Source organism: Bradyrhizobium ingae (genome assembly GCF_055791185.1).
Window position 1 is genome coordinate 297,878 of record NZ_JBVUBB010000005.1, and the last position, 24,771, is coordinate 322,648.

The 24,771-nt window shown below is 62.9% G+C and carries 26 protein-coding genes; 13 read left to right on the forward strand and 13 right to left on the reverse strand.

Features of this window, described 5'->3' with window-relative positions:
- Positions 1-191 precede the first annotated feature (191 nt).
- The gene (locus ACV1FX_RS10480) at positions 192-1,478 is read left to right on the forward strand and encodes an NRAMP family divalent metal transporter (RefSeq protein ID WP_473117476.1); all 1,287 of its coding nucleotides are present in this window, start codon (positions 192-194) and stop codon (positions 1,476-1,478) included.
- 552 nt (positions 1,479-2,030) lie between these two features.
- Positions 2,031-3,257 (forward strand): mandelate racemase/muconate lactonizing enzyme family protein, encoded by a 1,227-nt coding sequence (locus ACV1FX_RS10485; protein WP_473117477.1) that lies wholly within the window; start codon positions 2,031-2,033, stop codon positions 3,255-3,257.
- Positions 3,258-3,287: 30 nt separating this feature from the next.
- Here the strand turns inward: ACV1FX_RS10485 and ACV1FX_RS10490 are convergent, their stop codons facing one another.
- The 4 genes from ACV1FX_RS10490 to rocF form a co-directional block, all read right to left on the reverse strand.
- Positions 3,288-3,569 carry a hypothetical protein gene (locus ACV1FX_RS10490; protein WP_473117478.1) on the reverse strand — a complete coding sequence of 94 codons (282 nt, stop codon included), beginning with the start codon at positions 3,567-3,569 and terminating at the stop codon, positions 3,288-3,290.
- A 112-nt stretch (positions 3,570-3,681) separates the two neighbouring features.
- Entirely contained in the window at positions 3,682-4,221 is a 540-nt protein-coding gene (locus ACV1FX_RS10495) for a c-type cytochrome (RefSeq protein ID WP_473117479.1), read from the reverse strand.
- On the reverse strand, positions 4,208-5,467 hold the full coding sequence (gene soxC, locus ACV1FX_RS10500; protein WP_473117480.1) for a sulfite dehydrogenase: 1,260 nt from the start codon (positions 5,465-5,467) through the stop codon (positions 4,208-4,210). Before soxC ends, ACV1FX_RS10495 begins: the two co-directional genes overlap by 14 nt.
- Before the next feature lie 165 nt (positions 5,468-5,632).
- Positions 5,633-6,610, reverse strand: a complete 978-nt coding sequence (gene rocF, locus ACV1FX_RS10505) for an arginase (protein WP_473117481.1) — start codon at positions 6,608-6,610, stop codon at positions 5,633-5,635.
- A 306-nt stretch (positions 6,611-6,916) separates the two neighbouring features.
- On the opposite strand from rocF, the gene ACV1FX_RS10510 reads away from it, so the two are divergent.
- A complete protein-coding gene (locus tag ACV1FX_RS10510) occupies positions 6,917-7,138 on the forward strand; it encodes a hypothetical protein (protein ID WP_473117482.1) in 222 nt (73 codons plus the stop codon).
- A 2-nt stretch (positions 7,139-7,140) separates the two neighbouring features.
- Here the strand turns inward: ACV1FX_RS10510 and ACV1FX_RS10515 are convergent, their stop codons facing one another.
- From ACV1FX_RS10515 to ACV1FX_RS10525, 3 genes are all read right to left on the reverse strand, one after another.
- The gene (locus ACV1FX_RS10515) at positions 7,141-8,322 is read right to left on the reverse strand and encodes an OpgC domain-containing protein (protein WP_473117483.1); all 1,182 of its coding nucleotides are present in this window, start codon (positions 8,320-8,322) and stop codon (positions 7,141-7,143) included.
- A gap of 61 nt (positions 8,323-8,383) precedes the next feature.
- Positions 8,384-11,134, reverse strand: a complete 2,751-nt coding sequence (locus ACV1FX_RS10520) for an EAL domain-containing protein (protein WP_473117484.1) — start codon at positions 11,132-11,134, stop codon at positions 8,384-8,386.
- 60 nt (positions 11,135-11,194) lie between these two features.
- Positions 11,195-12,403 carry a FecR family protein gene (locus ACV1FX_RS10525; RefSeq protein WP_473117485.1) on the reverse strand — a complete coding sequence of 403 codons (1,209 nt, stop codon included), beginning with the start codon at positions 12,401-12,403 and terminating at the stop codon, positions 11,195-11,197.
- Positions 12,404-12,532: 129 nt separating this feature from the next.
- Between ACV1FX_RS10525 and ACV1FX_RS10530 the strand changes: the two genes are divergently transcribed.
- From ACV1FX_RS10530 to ACV1FX_RS10545, 4 genes are all read left to right on the forward strand, one after another.
- Positions 12,533-14,329, forward strand: coding sequence for a ShlB/FhaC/HecB family hemolysin secretion/activation protein (locus ACV1FX_RS10530; RefSeq protein WP_473117486.1), 1,797 nt, complete (start codon positions 12,533-12,535; stop codon positions 14,327-14,329).
- Positions 14,330-14,448: 119 nt separating this feature from the next.
- Positions 14,449-15,279 carry an alpha/beta fold hydrolase gene (locus tag ACV1FX_RS10535; protein ID WP_473117487.1) on the forward strand — a complete coding sequence of 277 codons (831 nt, stop codon included), beginning with the start codon at positions 14,449-14,451 and terminating at the stop codon, positions 15,277-15,279.
- A gap of 111 nt (positions 15,280-15,390) precedes the next feature.
- Positions 15,391-15,537: a hypothetical protein gene (locus tag ACV1FX_RS10540; RefSeq protein ID WP_473117488.1), complete on the forward strand. Its 147-nt coding sequence runs from the start codon at positions 15,391-15,393 to the stop codon at positions 15,535-15,537.
- 17 nt (positions 15,538-15,554) lie between these two features.
- Complete coding sequence (locus tag ACV1FX_RS10545) at positions 15,555-15,890, forward strand: c-type cytochrome (protein ID WP_473117489.1); 336 nt, start codon at positions 15,555-15,557, stop codon at positions 15,888-15,890.
- 276 nt (positions 15,891-16,166) lie between these two features.
- Here ACV1FX_RS10545 and ACV1FX_RS10550 read toward each other — a convergent pair whose 3' ends face one another.
- The 3 genes from ACV1FX_RS10550 to ACV1FX_RS10560 all read right to left on the reverse strand — a co-directional run bounded on the left by ACV1FX_RS10550 (position 16,167) and on the right by ACV1FX_RS10560 (position 17,815).
- Complete coding sequence (locus ACV1FX_RS10550) at positions 16,167-16,508, reverse strand: phasin (RefSeq protein WP_027528420.1); 342 nt, start codon at positions 16,506-16,508, stop codon at positions 16,167-16,169.
- A 128-nt stretch (positions 16,509-16,636) separates the two neighbouring features.
- Positions 16,637-16,819, reverse strand: coding sequence for a hypothetical protein (locus ACV1FX_RS10555; RefSeq protein WP_473117490.1), 183 nt, complete (start codon positions 16,817-16,819; stop codon positions 16,637-16,639).
- Positions 16,820-17,350: 531 nt separating this feature from the next.
- Entirely contained in the window at positions 17,351-17,815 is a 465-nt protein-coding gene (locus ACV1FX_RS10560; protein WP_473117491.1) for a hypothetical protein, read from the reverse strand.
- A gap of 200 nt (positions 17,816-18,015) precedes the next feature.
- Here ACV1FX_RS10560 and ACV1FX_RS10565 point away from each other — a divergent pair, with 200 nt between their 5' ends.
- The gene (locus tag ACV1FX_RS10565; protein ID WP_473117580.1) at positions 18,016-18,372 is read left to right on the forward strand and encodes a hypothetical protein; all 357 of its coding nucleotides are present in this window, start codon (positions 18,016-18,018) and stop codon (positions 18,370-18,372) included.
- Between the two features lie 136 nt (positions 18,373-18,508).
- Here ACV1FX_RS10565 and ACV1FX_RS10570 read toward each other — a convergent pair whose 3' ends face one another.
- Together ACV1FX_RS10570 and ACV1FX_RS10575 are read right to left on the reverse strand one after the other, a co-directional pair.
- The gene (locus ACV1FX_RS10570; protein WP_473117492.1) at positions 18,509-19,081 is read right to left on the reverse strand and encodes a hypothetical protein; all 573 of its coding nucleotides are present in this window, start codon (positions 19,079-19,081) and stop codon (positions 18,509-18,511) included.
- Between the two features lie 59 nt (positions 19,082-19,140).
- Entirely contained in the window at positions 19,141-19,728 is a 588-nt protein-coding gene (locus ACV1FX_RS10575; protein ID WP_473117493.1) for a GcrA family cell cycle regulator, read from the reverse strand.
- 108 nt (positions 19,729-19,836) lie between these two features.
- On the opposite strand from ACV1FX_RS10575, the gene ACV1FX_RS10580 reads away from it, so the two are divergent.
- Positions 19,837-20,448 (forward strand): S24 family peptidase, encoded by a 612-nt coding sequence (locus ACV1FX_RS10580; protein WP_473117494.1) that lies wholly within the window; start codon positions 19,837-19,839, stop codon positions 20,446-20,448.
- 117 nt (positions 20,449-20,565) lie between these two features.
- Positions 20,566-20,841, forward strand: coding sequence for a hypothetical protein (locus ACV1FX_RS10585; RefSeq protein ID WP_473117495.1), 276 nt, complete (start codon positions 20,566-20,568; stop codon positions 20,839-20,841).
- Positions 20,842-20,880: 39 nt separating this feature from the next.
- On the opposite strand, the gene ACV1FX_RS10590 is transcribed toward ACV1FX_RS10585, so the two are convergent.
- Positions 20,881-21,855, reverse strand: a complete 975-nt coding sequence (locus ACV1FX_RS10590) for a quinone oxidoreductase family protein (protein ID WP_473117496.1) — start codon at positions 21,853-21,855, stop codon at positions 20,881-20,883.
- A 226-nt stretch (positions 21,856-22,081) separates the two neighbouring features.
- Here ACV1FX_RS10590 and ACV1FX_RS10595 point away from each other — a divergent pair, with 226 nt between their 5' ends.
- The 3 genes from ACV1FX_RS10595 to ACV1FX_RS10605 all read left to right on the forward strand — a co-directional run bounded on the left by ACV1FX_RS10595 (position 22,082) and on the right by ACV1FX_RS10605 (position 24,756).
- Positions 22,082-22,282 (forward strand): hypothetical protein, encoded by a 201-nt coding sequence (locus tag ACV1FX_RS10595; RefSeq protein WP_473117497.1) that lies wholly within the window; start codon positions 22,082-22,084, stop codon positions 22,280-22,282.
- Positions 22,283-22,426: 144 nt separating this feature from the next.
- Positions 22,427-23,374 carry an AAA family ATPase gene (locus ACV1FX_RS10600; RefSeq protein ID WP_473117498.1) on the forward strand — a complete coding sequence of 316 codons (948 nt, stop codon included), beginning with the start codon at positions 22,427-22,429 and terminating at the stop codon, positions 23,372-23,374.
- Between the two features lie 5 nt (positions 23,375-23,379).
- Positions 23,380-24,756, forward strand: a complete 1,377-nt coding sequence (locus tag ACV1FX_RS10605; RefSeq protein WP_473117499.1) for a VWA domain-containing protein — start codon at positions 23,380-23,382, stop codon at positions 24,754-24,756.
- Positions 24,757-24,771 lie beyond the last annotated feature (15 nt).

The window sequence follows — 24,771 nt, forward strand, 5'->3', positions numbered from 1 at the left end:
GACCGGGGACGGCGCGGGCTTTGACGATTTCTGCGATGATGCCTGTTTACAGGTGATTTGCCCGACGCGTCAACCGAAAATGCGGACAATCCGAAACTTCGACCGGCCCGTTCCGCAGGAACTTTTCATCCCTACCCCGAGTTAGCCGGGAGAATTCGGAAAAAGTCAGCCGACGCGAGACCCCACCCTTCATGACCGCCCCCATCCTTCCCGCACCGCCAAAATCCTTCCGGATGGTGCTGAAGCGGCTGGGGCCCGGTCTGATCACGGGGGCGGCGGACGACGATCCGTCGGGCATCGCCACTTATTCGCAGGCCGGCGCGCAGTTCGGCTATGGCCTGCTCTGGACGGTGTTTCTCACCCTGCCGTTCATGATCGCGATCCAGCTCGTCAGCGCGCGGATCGGCCGGGTCACCGGCAAGGGGCTGGCGGCCAACGTCATGAAGATTGTGCCGCGCTGGCTGGTGCTGGCGCTGGTCGCCATGCTGGTTGCCGCGAACACGTTCAACATCGCCGCCGACATCGCCGCGATGGCGGAGGCGCTCTCGCTGGTCATCGGCGGGCTGAACCACGAGCACGCGCTGATCTTCGCGGCGTCCTCGACCCTGCTGCAGATCTTCGTGCCCTATCGCCGCTACACGCCGGTGCTGAAATTCCTGACGCTGTCGCTGTTCGCCTATGTCGCGACCGCCTTCACCGTGAACATCCCCTGGAGCACGGCGCTGCTCGCGGCGGTCTGGCCGCAGGCCAATGTCAGCGCGGATTATTTCCTGATGGTGGTCGCCGTGCTCGGCACCACCATCAGCCCTTACCTGTTCTTCTGGCAGGCCTCCCAGGAGGTCGAGGAGATGAACCACAAGAAACGCCAGCCCCTGGCGAAAGCGCCGCGCAGCGGGGATCCCGAGCTGACGCGCATCAGGGCCGACACCACGGTCGGCATGCTGCTCTCGAACGGCATCGCCTTCTTCATCATCCTGACCACGGCGTCCGTGCTGCACGCCAATGGCGTGACCAAAATCAATTCGGCGACGGAGGCTGCCGAAGCGCTGCGGCCGCTCGCCGGCGATTTCACCTTCCTGCTGTTCGCGCTCGGCATCATCGGCACGGGCCTGCTCGCGATCCCGGTGCTGGCGGGCTCGGCGGCCTATGGCGTTGCGGAAATCTTCGGCTGGCGCGCCACGCTGGAGGCGAAGCCGGACGAAGCCATCGGCTTCTACACGATCATCGCGGCCGCGACCGTCATCGGCTTCTCGCTCGGCTTCACCGGCATCGATTCCATCCACATGCTGGTGTGGAGCGCCGTGCTCAACGGCATCGTCGCCGTCCCCATCATGGTGATGATGATGCTGATCGTCTCGAACACCGGCGTCATGGGCCAGTTCAGGGCGCGGACATGGCTGATCGCGCTCGGCTGGCTCGGCACGGCGCTGATGGCGCTTGCGGTGGTGGCCCTGCTCGGCTCGTCCGTTTTCGGCTGAGGCCGCTCAGTTCGACGTCAGGGCCGCCGAAATCTGCGACGCGATGATGAAGGCCACGAACACGGCCGGCACGCTGATCAGTCTCAGAAACTGGTCTACCGAAAGCATCTGTCATCCCCCAACGACAATGCGCCTTCGCTCATCGTGAGCCCTGTTGAACCCTCTGCACGATTTGCTGATCGGCTGTGAGAACCTGGTCGGAAATGGCTGCCCCACCCAAGGTGAGCAGCGCCAGGAAAGATATAACGGCCAAGGCTTGCATGGGGCTGATCGTTGAGGTCCGATTGTGGCCAAAAAGGAAAGAAGCCGGCGCGATTTCGTGGCGATCCCCGGAAACACCATGGCTATCCCCAGCCTTCCGGCAGCCTTTTGTCGCGCCGCAAACCAGCGCGGCTGCATAAGCGCTGCGCGCTTGCCTCGCTTCACGGGGCTCGCGCCTTGGCTTAACACGTTTTGCGAGGCGTGGCGCACGCACGCCAAATCAAGCGCGATGAACGCAAAGCGTTTGCGCGGAGATCAACAAGGCTCATCAAGCAGCCGCCGGGGAGCGACATGACGACATCATCCAAGGTGACATCGAAGGCCACCAGTCTCGAAATCCTCGCCTGCGATGCCGGCTGGCGAAACTACCATTTCGTCAAGGTGACGACGGAAGACGGCATCGTCGGCTGGAGCGAGTTCGACGAAGGCTTTGGCTCGCCGGGCGTCGGCGCTGCGATCCAGCGCCTTTCGAGCCGCGTCATCGGGCAAAACGTCTTCCAGCACGAGCGCATCCATGCCGAGCTGTTCGCAGCGACGCGCCCGGCCGCCGGCGGCGTGGTGGCGCAGGCGCTGGGTGCGATCGAAAACGCGCTGTTGGACGCCAAGGCCAAGTGCCTCGGCGTGCCCTGCTACGAGCTCCTCGGCGGCAAGATCCGCGATCGCGTGCGCGTGTACTGGTCGCATTGCGCGACGTGGCGGATCAATCATCCCTCCTGGTACAAGCCGCCGATCGACAGCCTCGACGGCGTCAAGGCGATGGGGCGCGAGGTGCGCGAGAAGAACTTCACCGCGCTCAAGACCAACATCTTCTCCTATGACGACGGCAAGCCGACCGGCTGGCGGCCGGGCTTCGGCTCGCCATTCCTGCCCGAGATCAACGTCGACCGCAAAATCCTGCGCGACCTGCACATGCATCTGGAGGCGATCCGCGACGGCGCCGGCCCCGATGTCGAGATCCTGCTCGACTGCAACTTCAACGCCAAGACCGAAGGCTATCTGAAGATCCTGCGCGCCATCGCCGACATCGACATGCTCTGGGTCGAGATCGACAGCTTCAATCCGGAAGCGCTCGGCTACATCCGCAGGCAGAGCCCGCATCCGATCTCCTCCTGCGAGACACTGCTGGGCCTGCGCGAATTCCTGCCCTATTTCCGCGAGCAGGCGATGGACGTCGCGATCATCGATACGCCCTGGAACGGCGTCTGGCAGTCGATGAAGATCGCCTCGGCCGCCGAGGCCTTCGAAGTCAACGTCGCGCCGCATAATTTCTACGGCCATCTCTGCTCGATGATGAACGCGCATTTCTGCGCCGCCGTGCCGAACCTGCGCATCATGGAGATCGACATCGATCGCCTGACGTGGGACCGCGAGCTGTTCACGCACGAGCCGGAGATCGCAAACGGCCATCTCGTGATTCCGGACCGCCCTGGCTGGGGCACCGAGCCGAACGAGGAGGCGCTGCGCGCCCATCCGCCGAAGACCCACGGCGGGCTGCTCAACTACGGGCGCAAGAGCTGACGACCAGGAGCTGAAAATCAAAGCCCGGGTCTAAGGCGTAACAGGGTTGACGGCTGGGGATGTCTTCGGTCCCGGCCGCACCGGCTCGATCGGAGATTTTGGATCGGTCGGCAGCACCATTGCGCCGGCGGCGCGCGCTGCTTCGCCCGTGGTGTGATACATCGCGACGTGCGCGGGCTGCGCCTTGGCCCGACTCCACGGACCGTGATCGACAAGTAGCATCGCCGCGATGGTGACGCCGGCGACGATGAGCGCGATGACGCCGGGATGACGGATCGCGATAGCAAGGGAGTTCGTGAAGCGGGCTGCCATCGAACACTCTGGGCTGTTTCCTCTCATGGGTTAATTCGGTGAGGCCGCGCGAGGTTCCGCCTCACCCGGCAGAGTTCCAGGGAACCCAAGGCTTGCTCACTTCAAGGCCTGCTCACTTCACGTCGGGACGCGCGTCGCCGACGAACTTGTCGCGGTTCGGCATCTTGATCGCGGCTAGCGATTTCGCATCGAGCGTCGCATCCGCGCCCACAAGGCCGTTCAGGCTGAGGATATAGGCCGACACCGCATAGACATCGTCATTGCTGAGCGACTGCGGCGCGTTCTGCGGCATGGCGCGGCGGATGTAGTCGAACAGCGTCGTCGCGTAAGGCCAGTAGCTGCCGACGGTACGGACCGGCCTCGCTGAGCCGATCGTCCCCTGCCCGCCGACCAGCCGATCACCGAGACCACCCTCGCCTTTGTCGCCATGGCATGACGCGCATTGCTGAGCGAACACCTCGCCTCCATGACCGACCGTGCCGCGCCCTTCAGGCAGATTGCTGCCGTCGCGTCCGATATCGATGTTCCAGCCTGCGATCTCCGCGGGCGTCGCCGGCCGTCCGATGCCGTACGGGCTTTGCGCAACCGCGCCGCTCGTCCACGCGCACAGCAGGATCGCGACGGCGATGCCGCCAAATTCACGCCAGCGCATTGGTCACCTCGCCGCTATCTGCGATGCGCCAGGGCCAGATCGCGTTGTTGTGGTAGAAATAGTTTTCGCCGCGCACGGCCAGGAGCTCGGCAAGCGTCGGCTGAACATAGCCGGTCTCGTCGATGGCGCGGCTCTGGATCACGGCGGGCTTGCCGTCCCATCGCCACGGAAAGCGGAAGCGCGTCAAGGCGCGCGTCAGCACCGGCTCCTGCAATTGCGCCGACTGCCAGCTCTTGCCGTCATCGACGGACACCTCGACGCGGGCAATCTTGCCATGCCCGCTCCAGGCGATGCCGGTGATCTCGTGAAAGCCGGGCGCGTCGAGGCGCTGTCCGCCGGAGGGACGCGTGATGATCGACTTGGCCTCCATGTAGAAGGAGAACTCGCGCGCTGTGCCGTCGGGCAGCAGGTCGGTATATTTCGAGGTCTCCTCGCGCGAATAGGCGGGCTCCGACGTCACGTGCAGGCGTCGCAGCCATTTCACGCTCATGTTGCCTTCGAAGCCGGGCAGGAAGAGCCGCAGCGGATAGCCTTGCTGCGGCCGCAGCCGCTCGCCGTTCTGGCTGTAGACCAGCATGGCATCCTCAAGGCATTTCTCGATCGGGATGCTGCGCGTCAGCGCTGCGGCGTCGGCGCCTTCGGCCACGACCCATTTGGCCTCCGGCTTGAGACCGGCTTCCTCGAGCACCAGCTTCAGGCTCACGCCGGTCCACTCGGCGCAACTCACGAGCCCCACGAGGTCGGAGGCGGTCTTGCCATAAGGCTTCGTGTAGCCGGGATTGCCCGAGCATTCGAGGAAGTGGATGCGCGACTGCGACGGAAAGCGCCGCAGGTCGTCCATGGTGAAGATCAGGGGACGCTCGACCAGGCCATGAAGCATCAGGCGATGCTGCGCCGGATCGATCGTCGGCACGCCGCCGTGATGGCGCTCATAGAACAGCCCGTTCGGCGTGATGATGCCATCGAGCTCCTGCAATGGCGTGCGGCCCGAAGCGGAGATATATTGTTTGAGGTTTTTCGAGATGTTCTTGACGACATTCTTCTCGAACGGCGACGGCGACCCGTAGGGCTGACTGCCCATCGGCTCGCCCGGCGCTTTCATCCATTCGGGAATCTCGGGCGGCAGATTGTCGGCTTTGGCGGTCCCGGCGCCGAGAACGATTCCACCGAGGGCCGCGCCGCCGGACTTGAGCAAGCGACGGCGCGTAGCCGCCTCGTTGCCGTCAGTGGTTCGTGTCTTGGTCATTGCGGGCCCTCATGCTCAGCCGCATGAAATCGCCTCGTGAGCGCCTTGGCAATTCGCGCGCGTTTCAAAATCAGGCGATCATCGCGACGGTTGATCTAAATCCGCGGTCTCGCGGAGGAGTTCCTTCGCGGCGCAGCAACGCATGAACGACCGCCGCCCCGGCCTCTACTCGCCCGGCGAGATCGCGTTGCTCGGCGTCGGACGGTCCGCGATCTGTTGCCCGAACAGGCTGCCGATCAGCTCGACCGCCGTCCGCGCGGTGCGGCCGCGTTCGTCCAGGAACGGATTGAGCTCGACGATGTCGACCGAGCGAACCAGACCGGAATCGTGCAGCAGCTCCATGATAAGATGCGCCTCGCGATAGGTCGCCCCGCCCGGCACCGTCGTGCCAACGCCGGGGGCCACGCACGGATCGAGGAAATCGACATCGAAGCTGACGTGCAGCACGCCATCGCTTTCCCTCACCCGCTCGATGAAGCGCCGGATCAGGACGGCGACGCCGAACTCGTCGATCTGGCGCATGTCGGCGACGCGGATCCGCCGCGTGCGCATCAGCTCCTTTTCGAGCTTGTCGATCGAGCGCGTGCCGAACAGCTCGAGCTGGCCGGGTTCGATCGAAGCCCGCGGCTCCGTGCCGAGCAGCCCGTCGAGCCCTGGCTCGCCGCACAAGAACGCCGCGGACATGCCATGCATGTTCGCCGTGATCGTCGTCGCCGGCGTGTTGTAGTCGGCATGCGCGTCGAGCCAGAGCACGAACAATTTGCGTCCGTGCTCTTGCCAGTGACGCGCCATGGCATTGACCGAGCCCATCGACAGCGTGTGATCGCCGCCGAGAAAGATCGGGACCGCTCCGCTCTTCGCGACGTCGTAGGCACGATGACTGAGCAAGCGCGTCCAGCGCTGGATCTCCCGGTAGTAATTGGCGTTCTGAGGCAGCTCGTCGCTGGGATCGGGAATGCCGGCGACCGAAAGGTCGCCATGATCGACGACCTCAAGGTCGAGATTTTCCAGCAAGGTTGCAAGGCCGGCGGTCCGCAATGCCGCAGGGCCCATCAGCGTCCCGCGCTGCGATGCTCCCATGTCGATGGGAGCGCCGAGCAGCGCAATGCGCCTGGTTCGATCCGACGTTGCGCAATCGGTCACGACCATCTCCCTGATCAGATCTGCCCTCAGGGCCAGCCTAACAGAGATTCGTGTCCGTCGTTTCCCGGAGCTGATGCTGTCCCCGCCCGGCACCGCGGGAACCAAATCTCGCCGGCCGCATTTTCAATGCAGGCCGGCACCCGCCGTCAAGACGGCGCCAGTCGCGGATAGCCAAAGGTCTTCGGACCCGCTGTTCAAAACGAGCGCTCGCGAGGATAGCCAAAGGTGCCGGTCCCTGCCATTTCGCGGGTGTGGAGGTCGCAAGTCTTGAGCGTGGACATACCGGAACCGGTTTCGCAACCAGGCATGGCCGAGCGCGCCATCGATGCCGCAACAGACGTCTCACGCACGATCGGCGAGGTCGCAGGCGGCCTGCACGCCGCGGTCGACCGCCTGACAGCGGCCATCGAGGAGGCGCGAAAGCCCGGCAAGCCGCTCTCGACGGTCGCCGCGATCACGCGCGAGGCGCCGCTGGCGAGCCTCTTCGTCGCCTTCCTGTTCGGCATCGCGATCGCACGCCGCCGCTAGCATCAAAAGAGTTTTGGTCCGCGCCGATCGAGCTGTGCCTCCCACGTCGCCAGCGTGCCTGCGACGATCATCACCGCGATTCCGGCAACGCTGACCCAAAGTTGCGCGACCAAGCCGCCGGCAATATCGCTGAGGATGACCTGGCCGATAAAGGATAACAGGACACCCAGGCAATACATCGAAAGCGAGTTCTCACCGCAGCGGATCATCGCGATCGCAAGCGGCGGCACGGGTCGGCGTCCCTTCCGCAGCGTAAATCGTGAAACCACGACGGCCAGCGCAAGGAAGTGCAACAGGCGCACCGGTGCAAGGTGGCTCTTGTAGATGGGATAGATCCATCCCGAGACATCCTCCGGGATCAGCAGCTTGAGCACATCGAACTGCCAGCTCAAGGCGATGACGAGGCTGAACAGCAAATAGAGTAGCGCCACCGCGAGGGTGACGCGCGACTGCACGAGCGGCCTGATCATGTTACCGCCGCCACCGGCATACCAGGCGCCGAACACGAACAGGAGCTGGAACGCGAACGGATTGAAATAGAGTTCGCCGGTTGGCCATGCCGGCACGTGCCAGCTCCGGATCTGGACCATCAGATACACGAGGAACGAAGCGGCCAGCGTTGCCTTGGGGATACGGATCAGGAGCCACAGCAAAAGCGGAAATGCGAGGTGCAGGAGTACGAAGGTCGGCAGGATGTCGGTATTGACGGGCGTATATTGCAGCATCGCCGCATGCACGAGCGCCGCACCGGGATCCTTGAAGAAGAAGCCCGTATTGGTTTCGTCGACGTACCGCTCGCCACCGCCAACCAGCCATACCAGGGTGACATAAGCCCCAAACAGCAGCAGGAATGCGCAGTAGATTTCGAAACTTCGCCGCAGCGCCCTGGCGATCACCGTGAGCCACCCCTGCTCCGGCAGAGCGCCGCCATAGGCCAGCATGCAGGTGTAGCCGGAGACAAAGACGAACACCTCGGTGGTGTCGCTGAAGCCGTAATTGCGCAGCGTCAGCCATGCCAGCGCATTGTCCGGGATGTGATCGATGAAGATGAACCACAGTGCCAATCCGCGACAGACGTCCAATCGCAGATCGCGGTAGCCCTTCTGTCCCTGCAGAAGTGCGGCGTTGGCCAACTCCGGCTGATAATCCGTCACGATCTCGATGAGCCTCGAAACGACGGGCATGTCGAACGAGACTGCATGATACCGATTCTGCCGGGATTGTCTGTACTGCCGCCCGTCGCACTCAGGCGGCGCCGACGGCCTCCTGGATCGGCTGCACCGTCAGAAACTGGCGCCCGAACGTTTCGGCCGGCATCGGGCGGCCGAAGAAATAGCCCTGCCCTTCCTCGCATCCCATGCTGACCAGGAAGTCTGCCGTGGCGCGGTTCTCGATGCCCTCGGCGATCACGGAAAGTCCGAGCTGCTTGCTCAATCCGACGGTCGAGCTGACGATCGCCGCGTCGTCGGAATCGGCGAGCAGATCGAGCACGAAGGAGCGGTCGATCTTGAGCCCGTCGAGTGGAAACTTCTTCAGATAGCTCAAGCTCGCATAACCCGTGCCGAAGTCGTCGAACAGAACGCGGACGCCGAGTGCCTGGATCCGCTTGAACATATCGAGCACTCTCGCTTCATCGAGCAGCAGGATATCCTCGGTCACCTCGAGCTCGAGCAGCGACGGCGTGAGCCCAGTGGCTGCGAGCAATTCGGCGACCGAATGCGCCAGATCCCCCGAATGAAGCTGCGACGGCGACAGATTGATCGCGACGCGGACATTGTTGCCGGCGAGCTCCCAGGTTCGCGCCTGTTTGCAGGCCGTCTCCATCACCCAGTCGGCGATCCGTTCCGAGAGCGCTGACGTGTTGACGACAGGCATGAACTCCGCCGGCGAGACGTAGCCACGCGACGGATGACGCCAGCGGATCAGCGCCTCCGCGCCGAGGAGCGCGCCGTCGGCCAGACGGACCTGCGGCTGGTAGAACAGCTCGAATTCGTTGCGGTCCGCGGCCTGCGCGAGCTCACTCTCGAGCGTCAGCCTGTTCTCGAGCTCCTGTCTGATAGCGCTCTCGAAGATCACATAGCCGCCACGGCGATTCGTCTTCGCCCGGAAGAGTGCGAGATGACCGTTGCTCAGGAGGTCGTCGGCGTTCTGCCCGCCGTCCGGATAGAGGGCGACTCCGACGCTGATTTTGACGCGATGCTGGCGCGTGCCAGCCACGAGCGGCAGCTCGAACGCGCGCGTCACGCGCTCGGTGAACGCCGCGATCGGCTCATCGGCCTCGACACAGTCGATCGCAATTGCGAACTCGTCGCCGCTGAGTCGCGCGACCATCGCCTTGGCTCCGGCCTCCGCCCGCAGCCGAGCGGCGACCGCCTTGAGCACGAGATCTCCGGCCGCATGACCGAACATATCGTTGATCTGCTGGAAGCCGTCGAGCCCCAGCACCAGAAGCGCGACCTCGTGCGACTGCCGCTCCGCCGCCGCGACCAGGCCGACGAGCCCTGCATGCAAGGTGTTGCGGTTGGCAAGCCCCGTGAGCGAATCGTACTCGGCTAGATATTTCACGCGTTCGGCCTCGCGCTTGCGGACCGAGATGTCCCGCAGGATCGCCCCATACTGGAAGCCGTCCGTGCCTTGCCAGCCCGAGAAGCTGGCCTCGACCGGAAACACCTCGCCGTTCCTGCGCCGTCCTTCGAACTCGACGACGACAGCCCCGCCGGGGACCAAGAGTGCCTGACGGGCAGCATCACGCATCGAGAAGCGCTTGGCTGCGCCGTCGGTCGTCGCTGCGCAGAGCGCTTCGAAAGGCCGGCCGATCATTTCCGCCGGCATGTAGCCGAAGATCGCGCTCGCACCGGGATTCCACACCGTGATCATGTGATTCTCGTCGGTGCAGACCAGGCCGTCGCCGAGCGACATCGCGATGCGGTGGAAACGGCTCTCTGCAATACGACCGAGCAGGCTGCGAAAATCGATCTCGTCGAGCGCGATCGCGGTGAGGTAGGCCACCGTCGCGATGTGGAACAACGACGTGTCGATGACGAGCGGCCATTTCAGCTGCACGAGGGCAGCGACGAATTCGACTGCCGCCGCCGCTGCAACGAGGATTACAACCCGAACGCCCGGACCAAGGCGGCGCCAGGAGAACATCATGAGCAAGGCCAGTGCACCGAGGCCCAGGATCATGCCGATATCGGAGGTCCAACGAAGCGTACGATGCTGAAGGATCGATTCCGCCGCCAGTGCCTGCAGCACCGGACCGGATGCGACGTTGCCGTTGGGGACGCTGAAGCGGTCGCCGAGCTCGAGGGCGGTTGCCCCGACGAGGATCTTCTTGTCCTTCAGCTTGGCAAGGGTCGTGGCGTCGCCGCGCAACACGTCGGCAAAGGAAACGTGCGGAATCGATGCCGCCCGGATCGAGAAGTCGATCAGGAACGGTGAGCTCCGGTTGGCATATTCCCCCGCCAATACCGCCGCCATCGAAGGCACAAACTCTTCCCCGAGCTTCTCGCCGGAGGGATAGCGTCGAACCAGCCCGTCGGGCTCCACAGTGACATTGACGACGGCCGGCCACGACTGTTCGCCGAATGGCTGCAGAGGACGGTTGATGTGGATCCCGCCGCTGTTCGGGGCCGGTTGCTTGAAGGACGGCAGGATCGTCGAACCGCCGACGTCCTTCAGTGCCTCGACAAAAGCCTGGTCGGATGCAGGATCGGAGGGTGTGCTGAAATCGACGTCGAAGGCAACATCGCGAACCCCGGCGCTTTCGAGCTTGCGCAGGAGTTCGGCATGCAGCTGTCGCGGCCACGGCCAGACGCCGATCCGGTCGATCGATGCCGCATCGATCGCAACCACCGCGATATTGCCGCTGGCCTCGCGCGATTGCCAGGCAAAGCGTAAGTCGGTGAGCGCACTGCGCAGCGCGCCGTGCCATCCCGTGGACAGAACGACGGCAAGCGCGGCCACAACCAGAATATGCGGTCGATAGCGTTTCACCTGATCCCCCTGCATCCGGCTCGATCCGGATGCGCCCCCGTGGCCGCTTACGAAATAGCTTCAGTGCTTGTGGCCATGAGTGTGGCCGTTGCTGCCGTCGCCGCCGCCATTCCCATTGCCGTTACCGTTGTTGCCTTTGCCATTGCCGGTCGAGCCGTGGTTATCGTTTCCGGAATTGCCGTTCTTGTTGCCGCCGGAGCTGCTGCCGCTTGAATTATCGCTCGACGAACCGGCCGTTGTCGCAACCGTCGTCGTGGTCGTGCTCGAGGAGCTCGTGCTGCTGCTCGCGCTGCTGCTGCTCGTCGTTGCCGCCGTCTGGCTATTGCTGTTGGAGGCCGTCGTGGTGCTCGTCTTGCTGTCGCTCCAGACGGTATCGTTGCTCGAGCTTGACGCGCTTCTGACGGTGGCGGTCGCAACTGATCCGCGCGCGAGTCCGTGCGTCACCTTGTTGAAATTCAGTTTCACCTCGCCAAGCGAACTGGATATGCGGATCACGCCCGGTTTGACATGAGAGCCGCCAGCTGTTTGCTGCGGTTTGGAAGCCGCCGAGGCCGCCTTGCCCTTCTCGATCGGCGCGAGAGCGTGGAAGCTGTGGCCGTTCGCGGCGTTGCGCGGAGCTGGCAGGCCCGATTTCGGCACCGGCACTCGCTCGGTGGTCGACGCGCGCGGCTTGCCCTGCTCGATCGGATTGAAGGTGCCGGAGCCGCTCAGGTTGAGGCCGGGCTTGCCATGCTCGAAGGCGGTTGCGGCCTGGCCGGGCATCACCTGGGCGATCTGACCGGTGCGAAAATCGGAGACCTCGACTTGCCCGCGCACGACGCCGACCTTGGTGCTGTCCGCGTTCACCGTGACGCTGAACCGGGTGCCCTTGACCACGGCGGCGAGATAGGGCGTCTCGACTTCGAAATGCTTGACGTTGCGCTTTTCGACTTCGAGCAGGATCGAGCCCGCCTGCTGCACGATGGTGGTCGAAAGCCCGTCCTTCTGCTCCGTCGGCAAGCCTACGACGGAGTTCGGTGAGATCAGAATGGTCTCTTCGCCGCGCACGAGAAGCACACGACCGTTGCGTCCAGTCCTAACGGTATCGCCGGGCTTCAGCGTCTCTTCCTGCTTGAGCGAGACCTGCTGCGCGCCGTCGGTCGCGATCCAGACATCGCCCGATGCCTTCCTCACCGACCAGACACCGCCGTCCGCGGCAAAGGCGTTGGAAGCAAATCCCAGTACTAACGCAGCCAACAGGGCGCGCCGCATTCCATCTCTGCCGAGCATGATGAGTCCTCAGTCCGCGAACAGCGGGGCTGAGATTTATCGGAGATCTCTCAAGATAGGATTAGCTGGAGTCCGGAAGGTTCACTGCCGCGTTAACCAATCGTTGACCATAAAAAACTATGAAAAATCATGCGGCTAACGATCTCTTACCGAACCCGTGGAGGGACTCAGTTGAACTACGGAGGACGGTCCCGAAGGAGCCGTCGATGTGGACATTTTGTTACCGCAATGAGCCTGCTTGTGCCCACTCTTGCGGCAATTCCGCAGGCTCTCGCGCAGCAGGCGAACCAGCCGGGCTTCGATCCGCGACAGACCGAAAAATACTTCGACACACAAACCGATCAGAACTCTCGCGATCGCACCCCCGTAAGACTACCGAGTCTCGGCCGATCCGACGCCAGCGCCGATAGCCGGCCGCAATTCGTGCTCCGGGGCATCAGCATCGTTGGTGCGGACAGCGTTCCGCACGACCGCATCACCAGCACCTGGCAACCATATCTTGGAAAGCAGGTCTCGCAGACAGATCTGGCAGCGATCGCAGGCTCCATAAGCGATCTCTATCGCTCCGCCGGTTTCCATCTGAGCCGGGCTATCATCCCGCCGCAGGACATCCGGGATGGACGCGTGCAGATCCGGGTGATCGAAGGCGCCATCGTCGAGGCCGACTTGAAAGGCGATGGCGCCGAGCAATTCGGCGTCCGTCCGATGCTGGGTCCGATCCTTGCCGAACATCCTTCGCGCCTAGCCACGCTCGAACGCCAGCTTTATCTGATCAATGGATGGCCCGGGGTGCGGATTACCGATACCGCGCTCGAGGAGATCGGCACGGCGAGCGGCCGTTTCCGCCTCACTGTCTCGCTGAAGACCTGGCACATCTTTACCTCGTTCGGCCTGGACAATCTGGGATCATCGTCGGTCGGACCGTGGCAGACCTATGCGACGGGCGCCTTCAACTCTTACCTCGCGCCCGGCGACACGCTGGCGGTCAACCTGTCGACGATCGCAAACGATCCGCGCCAGCTTGGCTTCGGACGATTGTCCTATGACGCGCCGATCGGCGTCGACGGCGTCCGTCTCGGCGCCTCGATCCTGTACAGCGCGGTGCGGCCGGGCGATGCCCGTCGCCTCGACAGCGACATCACGACGACGGAAGCCTTCGAACTGCGGGCAAGTATCGTCCCGCTTCAGTCGCAAGCATCTTCGCTGACGCTCACCTCGGCCTTCACCTTCAGCAACGTATCGGAACACGATATGTTCGGGCCGTGGTACAATGACCATATCAGGACCGCGAGCCTGACCTCGGATTACCGGCTGCAGGACCGTTTCGGCGGCACCAACTATCTGACGCTGACCTACCGGCAGGGGCTCGATATCTTCGGCGCCTCGCACTGGACCGACGATCTTCTGTCGCGCGATGGCGCCTCGGCGAATTTCTCGGTGTTGAATGCCTGGTTCACGCGCTATCAGAGTCTCACCGACGCCTTGTCGATCAAGCTCTCAGGCGCAAGTCAGACCGCATCCCGGCCGCTGTTCACGTCGCAGCAATTCTATCTCGGCGGTACTGCGTTCGGCCGTGGCTATGGCGCCGCCGAAATCAGCGGCGACAATGGGCTTGCCGGGTCGTTCGAGCTTCGCTTCGACCAGACCGTCAATTTCCGCTACTGGACGGGCTACCAGATCTACGGGTTTGCCGATGCGGGCGCAGTGTGGAACGACGGCTATCGACTGAGCGACGGGCTGTCGCTGACATCTGCCGGCGCCGGCATACGCCTGTTCCTGTGGGACGATTTGCGGGCCGATCTTGCCGTCGCTGTTCCACTCAGCTATCGCGCGCCCGACAATGAACGGCGGAACGCGCGGTTCCTGTTCACGTTGTCCAATGCCTTCAGGCTCTGCCCGGAGCGCGGCAAGGCGAACTGTCTCTAGTTCCGGCTTAGGTGCGATCGCAGCAAGCTTGCCTAAATTTAATCCCGTCTTGCCCACACAATCGCTCGATCCCCGAGTTCCGCATCACTACCTCTGCGAAAAGTGATCGGGATGAAACGATGAAAAGGGCTTTTGCGATTCTGGCGTTTCTTTGCGTTCTTGCCGCCGGCGAATATTTCGCCGTGAGCAAGTTCGCGATCCGCCATGACACCATCAATCTGTTTGACGCCGCACGCCAGCGGCCGGTCTCGGTCGATATCGCCGTGCGCCGCGATTACGAGACCAAGGCCAATCTCGGCCTCTGGAAGCTCCCGATCGCCGTCATCAGCAATGGCAACACGGTCAAGGCCACCGAGTACTCGTTCCTGGCCAACGTGCTCGCCGCGCGCGGATATCTCGTGGCCAGCATCCAACAGGATCTGCCGACCGATCCGCCCCTGATGACCAGGGTCGGTCAGCCCTATGTCGGCCGAAAGGGCGTTTACATGCGCTGCGAGGCCAACATCCTGTTCGTCCTGAACGAGTTGAAGAAGCAGCAGGAGAACGCGGAATACGATCACATCACGCTCGTCGGTCATTCCAACGGCGGCGACGTCTCCATGTATGTCGCCCATCAGCACCCCGAGCTGGTGTCGAAGGTGATCACGCTCGACAATCTGCGGGTGCCCTTCGTGCTCAACGATCACCTCAAAATACTGTCATTCCGCTCGAAGGATCCGAGGTTCCTCACTGACCCCGGCGTTCTCCCGACCCCTGAGCAGGCAAAGTCACGCGGCATCGACATCATCAATACCGGCGCCCAGCACACCGAGCTGAGTGACCGCGGCCCGGATTCGGTCAAGGAGAAGATCCAGGCCACGTTGGATCAGTTCCTGCGCAGCAGCTCCAGCAGCGAGCTCGCGCCGACCGATACGAAGAGCCCGATGATCATGAATCCCGGCGACTACTAGGCCCACTCGTCAGTCGACGGCCACACCCTCGTCAGGCAGCCTTGCGGCAGATCAAGGCGGCACGGCGCCGAATACGCGACAAGGCAGACCTTGAGGATCGGGGAAGCCCAGATGTCGCACTACACACAAAGTCTAAGGCTGCCCGCCGCGGCTGCGCCGGTGTTCCTTCGCCGCCTCTACCGCTCCACCCGCAGGCTGGTCCGGTCGATGATCGCCCGCATCGATCTCTCGCAATTTCCGGGATCGTGCTGCGGTTGAGCACGGATGCCGGACAAATGGCTCAAGGACGTCTCGTGCGCCTGCCTGTCAGACCACTTTCAACTCTGATCGTCGCAGCCGGCCTGTCCGGATCGCCGGCTTTTGCCGCCGATCCCGATCACGGCGCCGATCTGGCAAAACGCTGGTGCGCGAGCTGCCACGTCGTGACGGGCGAACAGAAACAGGCGAGCGTTGACGTCCCCGCCTTTGCCGCCATCGCGCGCAGGCCCGACTTCACGCGGGAGAAACTAGCCTTCTTTCTGCTCGATCCGCATCCCAAGATGCCAAACTTCCCCTTGAGCCGGAACGAGGCTGGGGACATCGCCGCCTATATCGGCTCGTTGCGCCAGTAGCGCGCGGAACCTGGAGGGACCTCATTAGCGTAAAGCGTGAGGCGAAGCCCCCTCGCGACCAGCGCGGAACGCGTTTGCGCGAAGACCATGCTCAAACGACGAGATGCCCCTCAAATGCAAATCCCTGCCGGTTGAGCCGACAGGGATCAGCAGAAAGGATGACGGACGGCGGACGATATGCTCATCCGGTGGCCCATCATGGAGCTGCCATGCAATTGAAATCCGCGCGTCGTTCTCACGCAAGATCAATTTGTGAGCACGCGCGCCGCCCGCGCTTCAGGACTTGCCCTTGCCGGGCTGCATCAGGTTGCCCGTGATCTGCCGCATATGCTCGCCGGCGTTGGTGAATTGACTTCTGAGGAATTCGGACTGGATGCGCATCGCTTCCTGGAGATCGGTTGCGTGAACCAGCTTGCGCGCATGCTCGAACGCCGCCTTCATGTTTTGTTCGGTGAAAGCAAGCGCCTGCTTGGAAACTTCCGTGCCGGTTCCAGGCACCGATGACATCGATTTGGTTGCAGCATCGAAAAACAGGCCGAAGGCTTTCTCCGCCTGATCGATGGTCTTCTCGGCCAGATCGCGCAATTCGGCCGGAACTTCGAGCTTCGGTTCGATCATGTCGCCGTCCTCCCCTTGTCCCTGACTGATTTACCACACTTAGCGGATCGCATTCCAGCGGCTCGGCTGGCGTCAGGGACCCCGGGGCGGTCGGTTCTGGTTGGGACGTTGACGGCCGGTACCCGGCCTCAGGAAATCGGATGTTCAGGAATCTCTTCGGCGGAAAGGTCTTCGACCAGCTTGATGACCTCGAAACGTTGCCGCGGCGCGAGCTTGAGAAATGCACGCAGCAGTCGCAGGCTTTCGACAGTTTGACTCGCAGGCGCCCCCAGCTTCAGGTGCAGCTCGGTCGCGAAATTGAGGTTTTTCATCTCGCACCTATGAAAGGAACGGGCTTCGTGAAACGGCAGACGTCATTCGAGAACTGACCTCGGACATGAACGGCCATCGCCCGGACGCGGGCGGACCGCCAAAACGCATGCCCGCAACGGACCGGGCGAACCCGACGAGGTTGCAATTATGACAAGGAACAACCCTTCCGGCAAGCCAAACCGGCAGCAGAGGGTTGCTTCGTCGTCATCGCACCTCGGCAAATTCCGGATGACGGACCCGGCTCACCCCGCCTGCGTCAGGATTCAGCACGTCATAGCTGCACGTTGGCTCGATCTGCGTCAATGCGACAAGCGGCGTATTTTGTTTCCCAGTATGAACAGCGAGCGGAGGCCACAATGCCTACCTATTGTTTCAAGCGGAAGGATGGCGCCCGGGATCTGGACCGGCAGGGCTCGGAGCTCTGGACCCGGGGGGCGGCAATGGCGCACCATAAGCATCAGGAGAACCGCCCATCGATCCGCGACTGACTTATCGCGAGCCGGTCTATCCTCGACGCAGAACCGATCGGGCTACTGCTTCTTCAGCGTGTAGACGTAATCGTTGAGGCCCGCCTCAATGGTCGCATCATCGACGAAGTGGAAATCGATCTCGCACCCCGTTTCGAGCGTCTTGATCTTGTCGCCGACAAAGCCGAGCGAGACGGCGAGCGCCTTCGGATCGGCCTTTTTGCTGGAGTGCTGCATCTCGTCGAAAGCGCCCTGGAAGATCATGTCGGCGCCGTAGTCGACAAGCTTGTACTGCGGCCTGGCGCAGGCAAAGGGGCGCGGGCCGGAGATTTCCCTGGCCTTGACGAGGACCATCTTGCCCATCAGCCGCGCCTGCTCGGTGCTGTCGGGCTTGTGCTGGAGATCCGCCCAAGGTGCCACCACCGCGCTCGTGAATTTCCAGCTTCCGACGTAGGAGGCATCGGCTGCGCTAGCGGCGCCGGTCGCAACCGCAGAAGCAAGAATGCAAACGATACCGGCGAATTTCATCCTATGTCCCCTGACTCTCGTACTTGGACGCGGAGCGCCGTCTCGCGGTTCACCCGTGCAACGATATTTTTCAAGGACATGAACCCCCATTCGCAAATGAGCGACCAAAGCCCCAGTGCGATACGGCCACGCAGATCACGGGCGCCATGGCTGACTTCTGGACCAACGATTCGGGCGCGCGTCCAGCAAAGGAAGACGGCATGCTTTCTCGGAGCGATCTCATCAAGGGCGCGGCCATTGCGCTTTTCACTGTCGCATCACACGGCGCATGGGCGCAGGAGGCCAAGATGAACTTGTTCAAGATCGTCACCGTCAAGGATGAAATCGTCATCGGCCTGAACGCCGAAGAGCTCCAGGCGCTCGGCGGCACTGACGCCAGCGCGGTAGCCCATGCGCTGGCGCAGAAGGGCGACCTCACTGTGTGGCAATACAACGTCCACCGCGGCCAGAACGGCGAGATGCAGCAGGCACCGACCGCCAAGATCGGATTGCTGGCCAACGCCTCGCTCCGAGTTGAACCTTACACGACGCCGTACCAGATCATGCCGCATCCGTGAGACGCCTGATCGCGCTCGAACAACAGCCGAGCGCGATGACGATTCATCGGATCTCATCGCTCTTGGGCATGTCGATAAAAATCGGCGCCGGACTGTCCCCTGCCCTGGAGCTTCGTTCGCGCCGGCTTTTCCTGAGCTAGCGGCCAGGCCGGTTCGTCGCGCCGCGGTCGGTCGCAAAGCCGTAGATCTGCGCCAGCCGATCCAGGCATTCCTGCAACCTCTTGGAAAAATAGTCGTTCCAGCGCTGGCTGCGCACCGCGCGGCGTTCGCCGACCTGCTCCATCGTCAGTCCGAGCACCAGGACATCGTGTACGAGCGCCGTGCCGTCGGTGCCGAGCTCGCGCCCGATCCGGTTCAGCCGCAGCACCGCCTGGCGCTGGCGCTCGGTAAGGGGCTCCCGACCGAGGGCGCCGTCGACATATTCCCGGCTGGGATCGACCGCCTGCGGACCCCGCTCCGCCTTCTCCCAGTCGTTCTGGAACGCGCGGCCACCGCGGTACTGCGCTTCGTCGATCTGGTGATGGGAATGAAGCCGACCCAACGGATCGTTGCGAATCGAGCGCAACACGATGATTTTTTCGCCGGGATCAAGGCCCAGGGGATTGTCCACCTCGATTTCCGCCACTTCAGCGTGGGCCGCCACGTCACGTGACCTGCGGTCGTGGATTCCTGCCAGGCGATAGGTTTTGCTGCGTTTGGCACGTGCCACTTGGATACTCCTTGACACAAAACGATGAAAATCGGATTCCCAGCACGGGGCGATGAGGTTCACGCAGCCGCGACGAGCCGCAGAGTGACCGGGCCGGTCGTTCGCGCCGTGTCGGGTCCGGAGGTCAGATGAAAATGGGGCGTGCAATAGCTGGAGCCCTGGCGCCGGGGATGACCGCAGAAGGCCATCGGCTCCCCATCCTTGTCGCCGCCATACGGGTAACGGCAGTCGCAAGGTTCGAGCGCAAGCAGCGAGATGAGCCGCGGGCGGATTCCGATGCAGCGCAGCTTGACCGGTTCGGCCGGTTTGAAAGGCGGTTTGAATGCCTCGCCTTTTCCCGCCGGGCTCGGCCCGTGCTGCCGAAACAGTCCATTCGGCAGATGCGACGGCGCGACCGGCAGAGCCGCCATCCGCTTGGGCGCGGCAAGCCCCATCCGCTTAGCGCGCCCGATCACCGCGTTTCGGCTGTAATCCATTCCAAATCTTGCGTTAATCTCCTTTGCGATCGTCGCGAAAGACATTCCCTTGAGAAAATAGTCGCGCAGCGCGTCGGAGTGCTCCGACGCCCAGTTGCCCGGTTCCATACTGTCTTGCCCTGTGAACTGCCTCGTCCGGTCCGAACGACACTCTTGAGGCGAGACACACATTCCGATATTCCGAAGGATATGTCAACGAGGAATTCTGATATTCGTAATATCTAATTCCGAATTTCGGTTTAAGGTAGAGACGAAGCTGGGACAAGCGAGGGAATAACCATGCTGGACGCGACGATGATCGAACGGGGCCTGAAGCGGTCAGGCAAGAGCAAGGGTGGGCTGGCCCAGGCCATGGGCGTCCGCCCGGGCGCAGTCTCTGAAATCCTCGGCGGCGAGCGCCTGGTCAAGGCGTCGGAAATCCTGCCGATCATGGAATACCTTGAGCTCAATCTTTCGCCGATCATGGGCAGGGTCGGCGCCGGCGCCGTGATCGAGCCGGAATATGAGCAGGTCCCGCCGGAAGGACTTGGCGACATCGTGCTGCCCTTCCCGATCATGGAGGAGACCGTCGCCTTCGAGGTCATGGGCGATTCGATGCTGCCCAAGTACGAGAACGGCGATATCATCGTGGTCTACAAGGAGCAGCGCTTCCCGCTGTCGAGCTTCTATGGCGAGGAGGCCGTGGTCCGCCTGAAGACCGGGGAGCGTTATCTGAAGACCATCGAGCGGGGCAAGACTCCCTCGGTCGTCAACCTCGCGAGCTTCAACGCCAAGCCGATCGTCGGCGTGAAGCTGGAGTGGGTCGGCGAAATCTGCCTCACCATGCCCAAGGGGCAGCTCGAGCGTCTGCGCGCCAAGTCGGCCCGGGCTCGCAAAGGCAAAGGCAAGTAACGCGCGGACTGATCGCAACCGCAGAGCCTCGATTTCCGATTTTTGGAAATCGAGGCTTGACTATATTCTTATTTTCAGAAATACTGCAACTCGCCTCGAGGCGGGCAGGGAAATTTGATGCAGTATTTCGTCGTGATGATCGATTATGGTCGCCGCGGCCGTGAAGCGGTCGTCGACCCCGAAGTCACCCGGCGTGAGGTCGTCTCGCGCGTCGCTTCCGGTGAATACGGAAACATCTGCTTTATCCACGAAATCATCGGGACCGCGGTCGAGGACGTGACCGAGGACATCCTCATCCAGGCCGGATTGCCCGAGATTGCGCCTGGCGAGGTCAACCTTCAGGCGGCGCGCTTCGACCATGCCCGCGATCTACGCAAGCACGAACGATCGTGATGCAGGCCGCAAGCGGCCTGCATCATCATCCGATCAGGATCACACCAGCAGCACGGTCGAGCCCGTGGTTTTGCGTGCGGCGAGATCGGCATGCGCCTTCGCTGCATCCTTCAGCGGATAAGTCTGGTGGACTTCGATCTTGACCGCGCCGGACTTCACGACGTCGAACAGTTCACCTGCCATCGCCACCAGGTTCTCGCGCTTCGCCGCGTAAGTGAAGAGCGTCGGACGTGTGACGTAGAGGGAGCCCTTCTGCGCGAGCAGGCCGAGATTGAGCGGCTCGACCGCGCCGGAGGACTGGCCGAACAGCGCGACGACACCGAGCGGCGCCAGGCAGTCCAGTGACTTCAGGAAAGTGTCCTTGCCGACGGAATCATAGACGACCGGCACCTTCTTGCCGCCGGTGACCTCGTCGACGCGCTTCACGAAATCCTCACGGGTGTAGATGATGACGTGATCGCAGCCATGAGCTTTGGCGAGCTTGGCCTTCTCGTCGTTGCTCACCGTGCCAATCACGGTCGCACCGAGATGCTTCGCCCACTGGCTGAGGATCAGGCCGACGCCGCCCGCTGCAGCATGCAGCAGGATGGTGTCGCCAGCCTTCACGCGATAGGTCTGCCGGATCAGATACTGCGTAGTGAGCCCCTTCAGCATCATCGCCGCCGCGGTCTTGTCGTCAACGCCATCAGGCAATTTCAACAACCGGTCGGCCGGGATCAGCCGCGCCTCGGAGTAAGCGCCTAGCGGCGAAGCGCCATAGGCAACGCGATCACCCGGCTTCAAATCGGACACGCCGGGGCCGACTTCCTCGACGACGCCGGCCGCCTCGCTGCCGAGTCCGCTCGGCAATTGCGCGGGATAAAGACCCGAGCGGTTGTAGATGTCGACGAAATTGAGACCGACCGCGGTGTGTCGGATGCGCGCCTCGCCCGGACCGGGCTTGCCGACCTCGACTTGCTCCCAAACCAGGACTTCCGGACCTCCGGTGCGGTGAAAACGAATGGCGTGCGTCATGGGTGTTTGCTCCCTTATTGTTGGAGTGTTCGCCGAAGAAGCCGATTGGGCCGTGAAATAGGCATTTAGTCCGCCCGTTACAGTACAGAGACGTTACAAGAATGTCACAGCGGTGGACAAATGCCGGCCGTTCCGCCTCTGTTCGAAAGAGTTGATGACGGCGATTACGCCGCCGGCGCTAGATTCTACGCGGGGTTTAGTGGGTCGCCTGCGAAGGAGAGCCGAGATGCCAGCCTATGTACAGCATCATCAGGACATCGAGATCGCGCCTGTGATTTGCCCCAGCTGCATGGGGTTCCTGCCAATGTATGTGCGCGAGGTCGAGCCGCATTGGAGCCTTGCCAAGATCGACTTCATCTACGAATGCGCCGATTGCGGCGGGGAGCTGCGGCAAACCATCCGGAAACCCGAGTTGCTGCGTCACTGATCGAGACGCCCGAGCCCTGCGCTCCCGTATTGCGCTGAGCGGAAAAATGCCGTCAGCGCAATGTGTTCCCGGATAATCGAGACTTGTCCTTTGTTCGGAAGGGGGGCAGAACAGCCCCGAACAGGACATCGGGAGCGCCCATTCGTGGCTGATCAGAAGGCCTCGACCTCGATCGAGACGGTGGAGAGCGGCCTCGCCGCGCAAGGCTATATCGCGAGCCGGCAGATCGCGACCGCGGTTTATCTGTCGCAACAGATCGAAAAGCCGATCCTGGTCGAGGGGCCCGCCGGCGTCGGGAAGACCGAGCTTGCAAAGGCGATTGCCGCCTGGCGCGGCATGAAGATGATCCGCCTGCAATGCTACGAAGGCCTCGACGAGGCCAAGGCGCTCTACGAGTGGAAGTACGCCAAGCAGCTTCTCTACACCCAGATCCTGAAGGACAAGCTTGGCGAAGTGCTAGGCGGAGCGCAGACCCTGCATGCCGCGCTCGACCAGTTACATGATTTCGGCGACGTGTTCTTCTCCAAGGAGTTCGTCGAACCGCGCCCGCTGCTACAGGCTCTCGAGCAGCCCGGCGGCTGCGTGCTGCTGATCGACGAAATTGACAAGTCCGACGCCGAGTTTGAATCGCTGCTGCTGGAGATCCTGTCCGATTTCCAGGTCACCATTCCCGAACTCGGCACCGTCTCGGCGATCACACCGCCGACGGTGATCCTCACCTCCAACAGCGAGCGCGATCTTGGCGACGCCCTGAAGCGGCGTTGCCTGCATCTGCATATCGGCTTCCCCGAGCAGCGGCTGGAGGAACGCATCGTCGAGAGCCGCGTGCCCGGCATCTCGCAGACCCTGCGCCGGCAGATGGTCGGCTTCATCCACGAGATCCGCACGCTGGACCTGAAGAAACTGCCTTCGGTCAGCGAGACCATCGACTGGGCGCGCGTACTGGTGCTCTTGCAGGCCGGCGAACTCGACACCGAGATCGTCAAGGACACGCTCAACGTGCTCCTGAAATACGAGGCCGACATCGAGGCGGCGGCGCCCCACGTCACGACGTTCATTGCCAAGGCGGCGCGGTCCAACATCTTCGGTTGACACCGATGCGGGAGAACCTCCATCGCTTTTTTCGAGCGGCGCGCGGTGCCGGCGTCCATGTCTCGCCCGCCGAAAGCATCGACGCGATGCGCGCGGTCGCGCAGGTCGGCTTTTCCGACCGCGGGATCTTGCGCGACGCACTGCTGCTGACGCTAGCGAAGTCGCAGGACGAGAAGCTCGCGCTCGGCGACTGCTTTGATCTGTTCTTCAGCCAGCCCGAGCCGCGGCAGGAACAGCCCGAGACCGACGATAACCATGCGCCTCCGGAGGGCAGTCAGCCGCCCTCTCCAGACGGCGGAAACGACGCCGGCACTGGTCAACCCACCGAAGGCCTGGGTCCACTCGCGCAAATGCTCTTGTCACAGAACCGCAACGCGATCGCGGCGGCAATTGCCAGTGGCGCCAGCGCGGCGTCGCTGTCCGACATCCGCTACTCCACCCAGCGCGGGATATTTTCCGGCCGCATCCTCGACGCCATGGGCCTTCAGCGGCTGCGCGACGATCTCGACGAACTGACCGCGGCCAACCCGTCGCTTGCCGAGCGGCTGCGTACGGCGCTCGAGGGCTTGCGCGAAGCGGTCCGCGACACGGTCTCTCAGGGGCTCGCGCTCTATGCCCGTGAGGAGGCCGAAAACCTGCGCAACGAGATCCTGCGCAATGCACCGATGGCCCGCATCGAGGCGCGCCAGGTCGAGGAGATGCGCGCGCTGATCCGCAGGATCGCGCGGCGCCTGCGCGAGCGCTACTCCAAGCCGCGCAAGCGCCAGCGCCGCGGCCATCTCGACGTCCGGCGCACGCTGCGCCGCAACGCAGCCTGGGGCGGCGTGCCATTCCTCACGGCCTGGAAGCGCAAGCACCGCGACCGGCCGAAAATCGTAGCCCTCTGCGACGTCTCTGGCTCGGTGGCGCGCGTCTCTGACTTCTTCCTGCTGCTGATCCACTCGCTGCACGAGGTGGTCGACGACGTCCGCTCCTTCGCGTTCTCCTCGCATCTGATAGAGGTCAGCGACATCCTGGAATCCAACTCGCCCGAAGCGGCGATGGCAGAGATCATGTCCAAGGTCGGTTTCGGCTCATCGGACTACGGCTCCTCTCTCGACGACTTCGAGCATGAGTCCATGAGCGCGCTGACGCCGCAGACAACCGTAATCGTGCTGGGCGACGCCCGCAGCAACAATCTCGATCCACGCGCCGATATCTTGCGGCGCATCTCCGAGCGGTCGAAACGGCTGGTGTGGCTCAACCCCGAGGGACGCATGATCTGGGGTTTTGGCGATTCCGAGATGCCGCGCTACGCGACATTTTGCAGCGTGGTGCGACAATGCGCCACCGCGCAACAGCTCGAGCGCGCCGTGTCGGATATCGTGGCGAGTTACCAGTAAGCCCCGCGAAGGTCC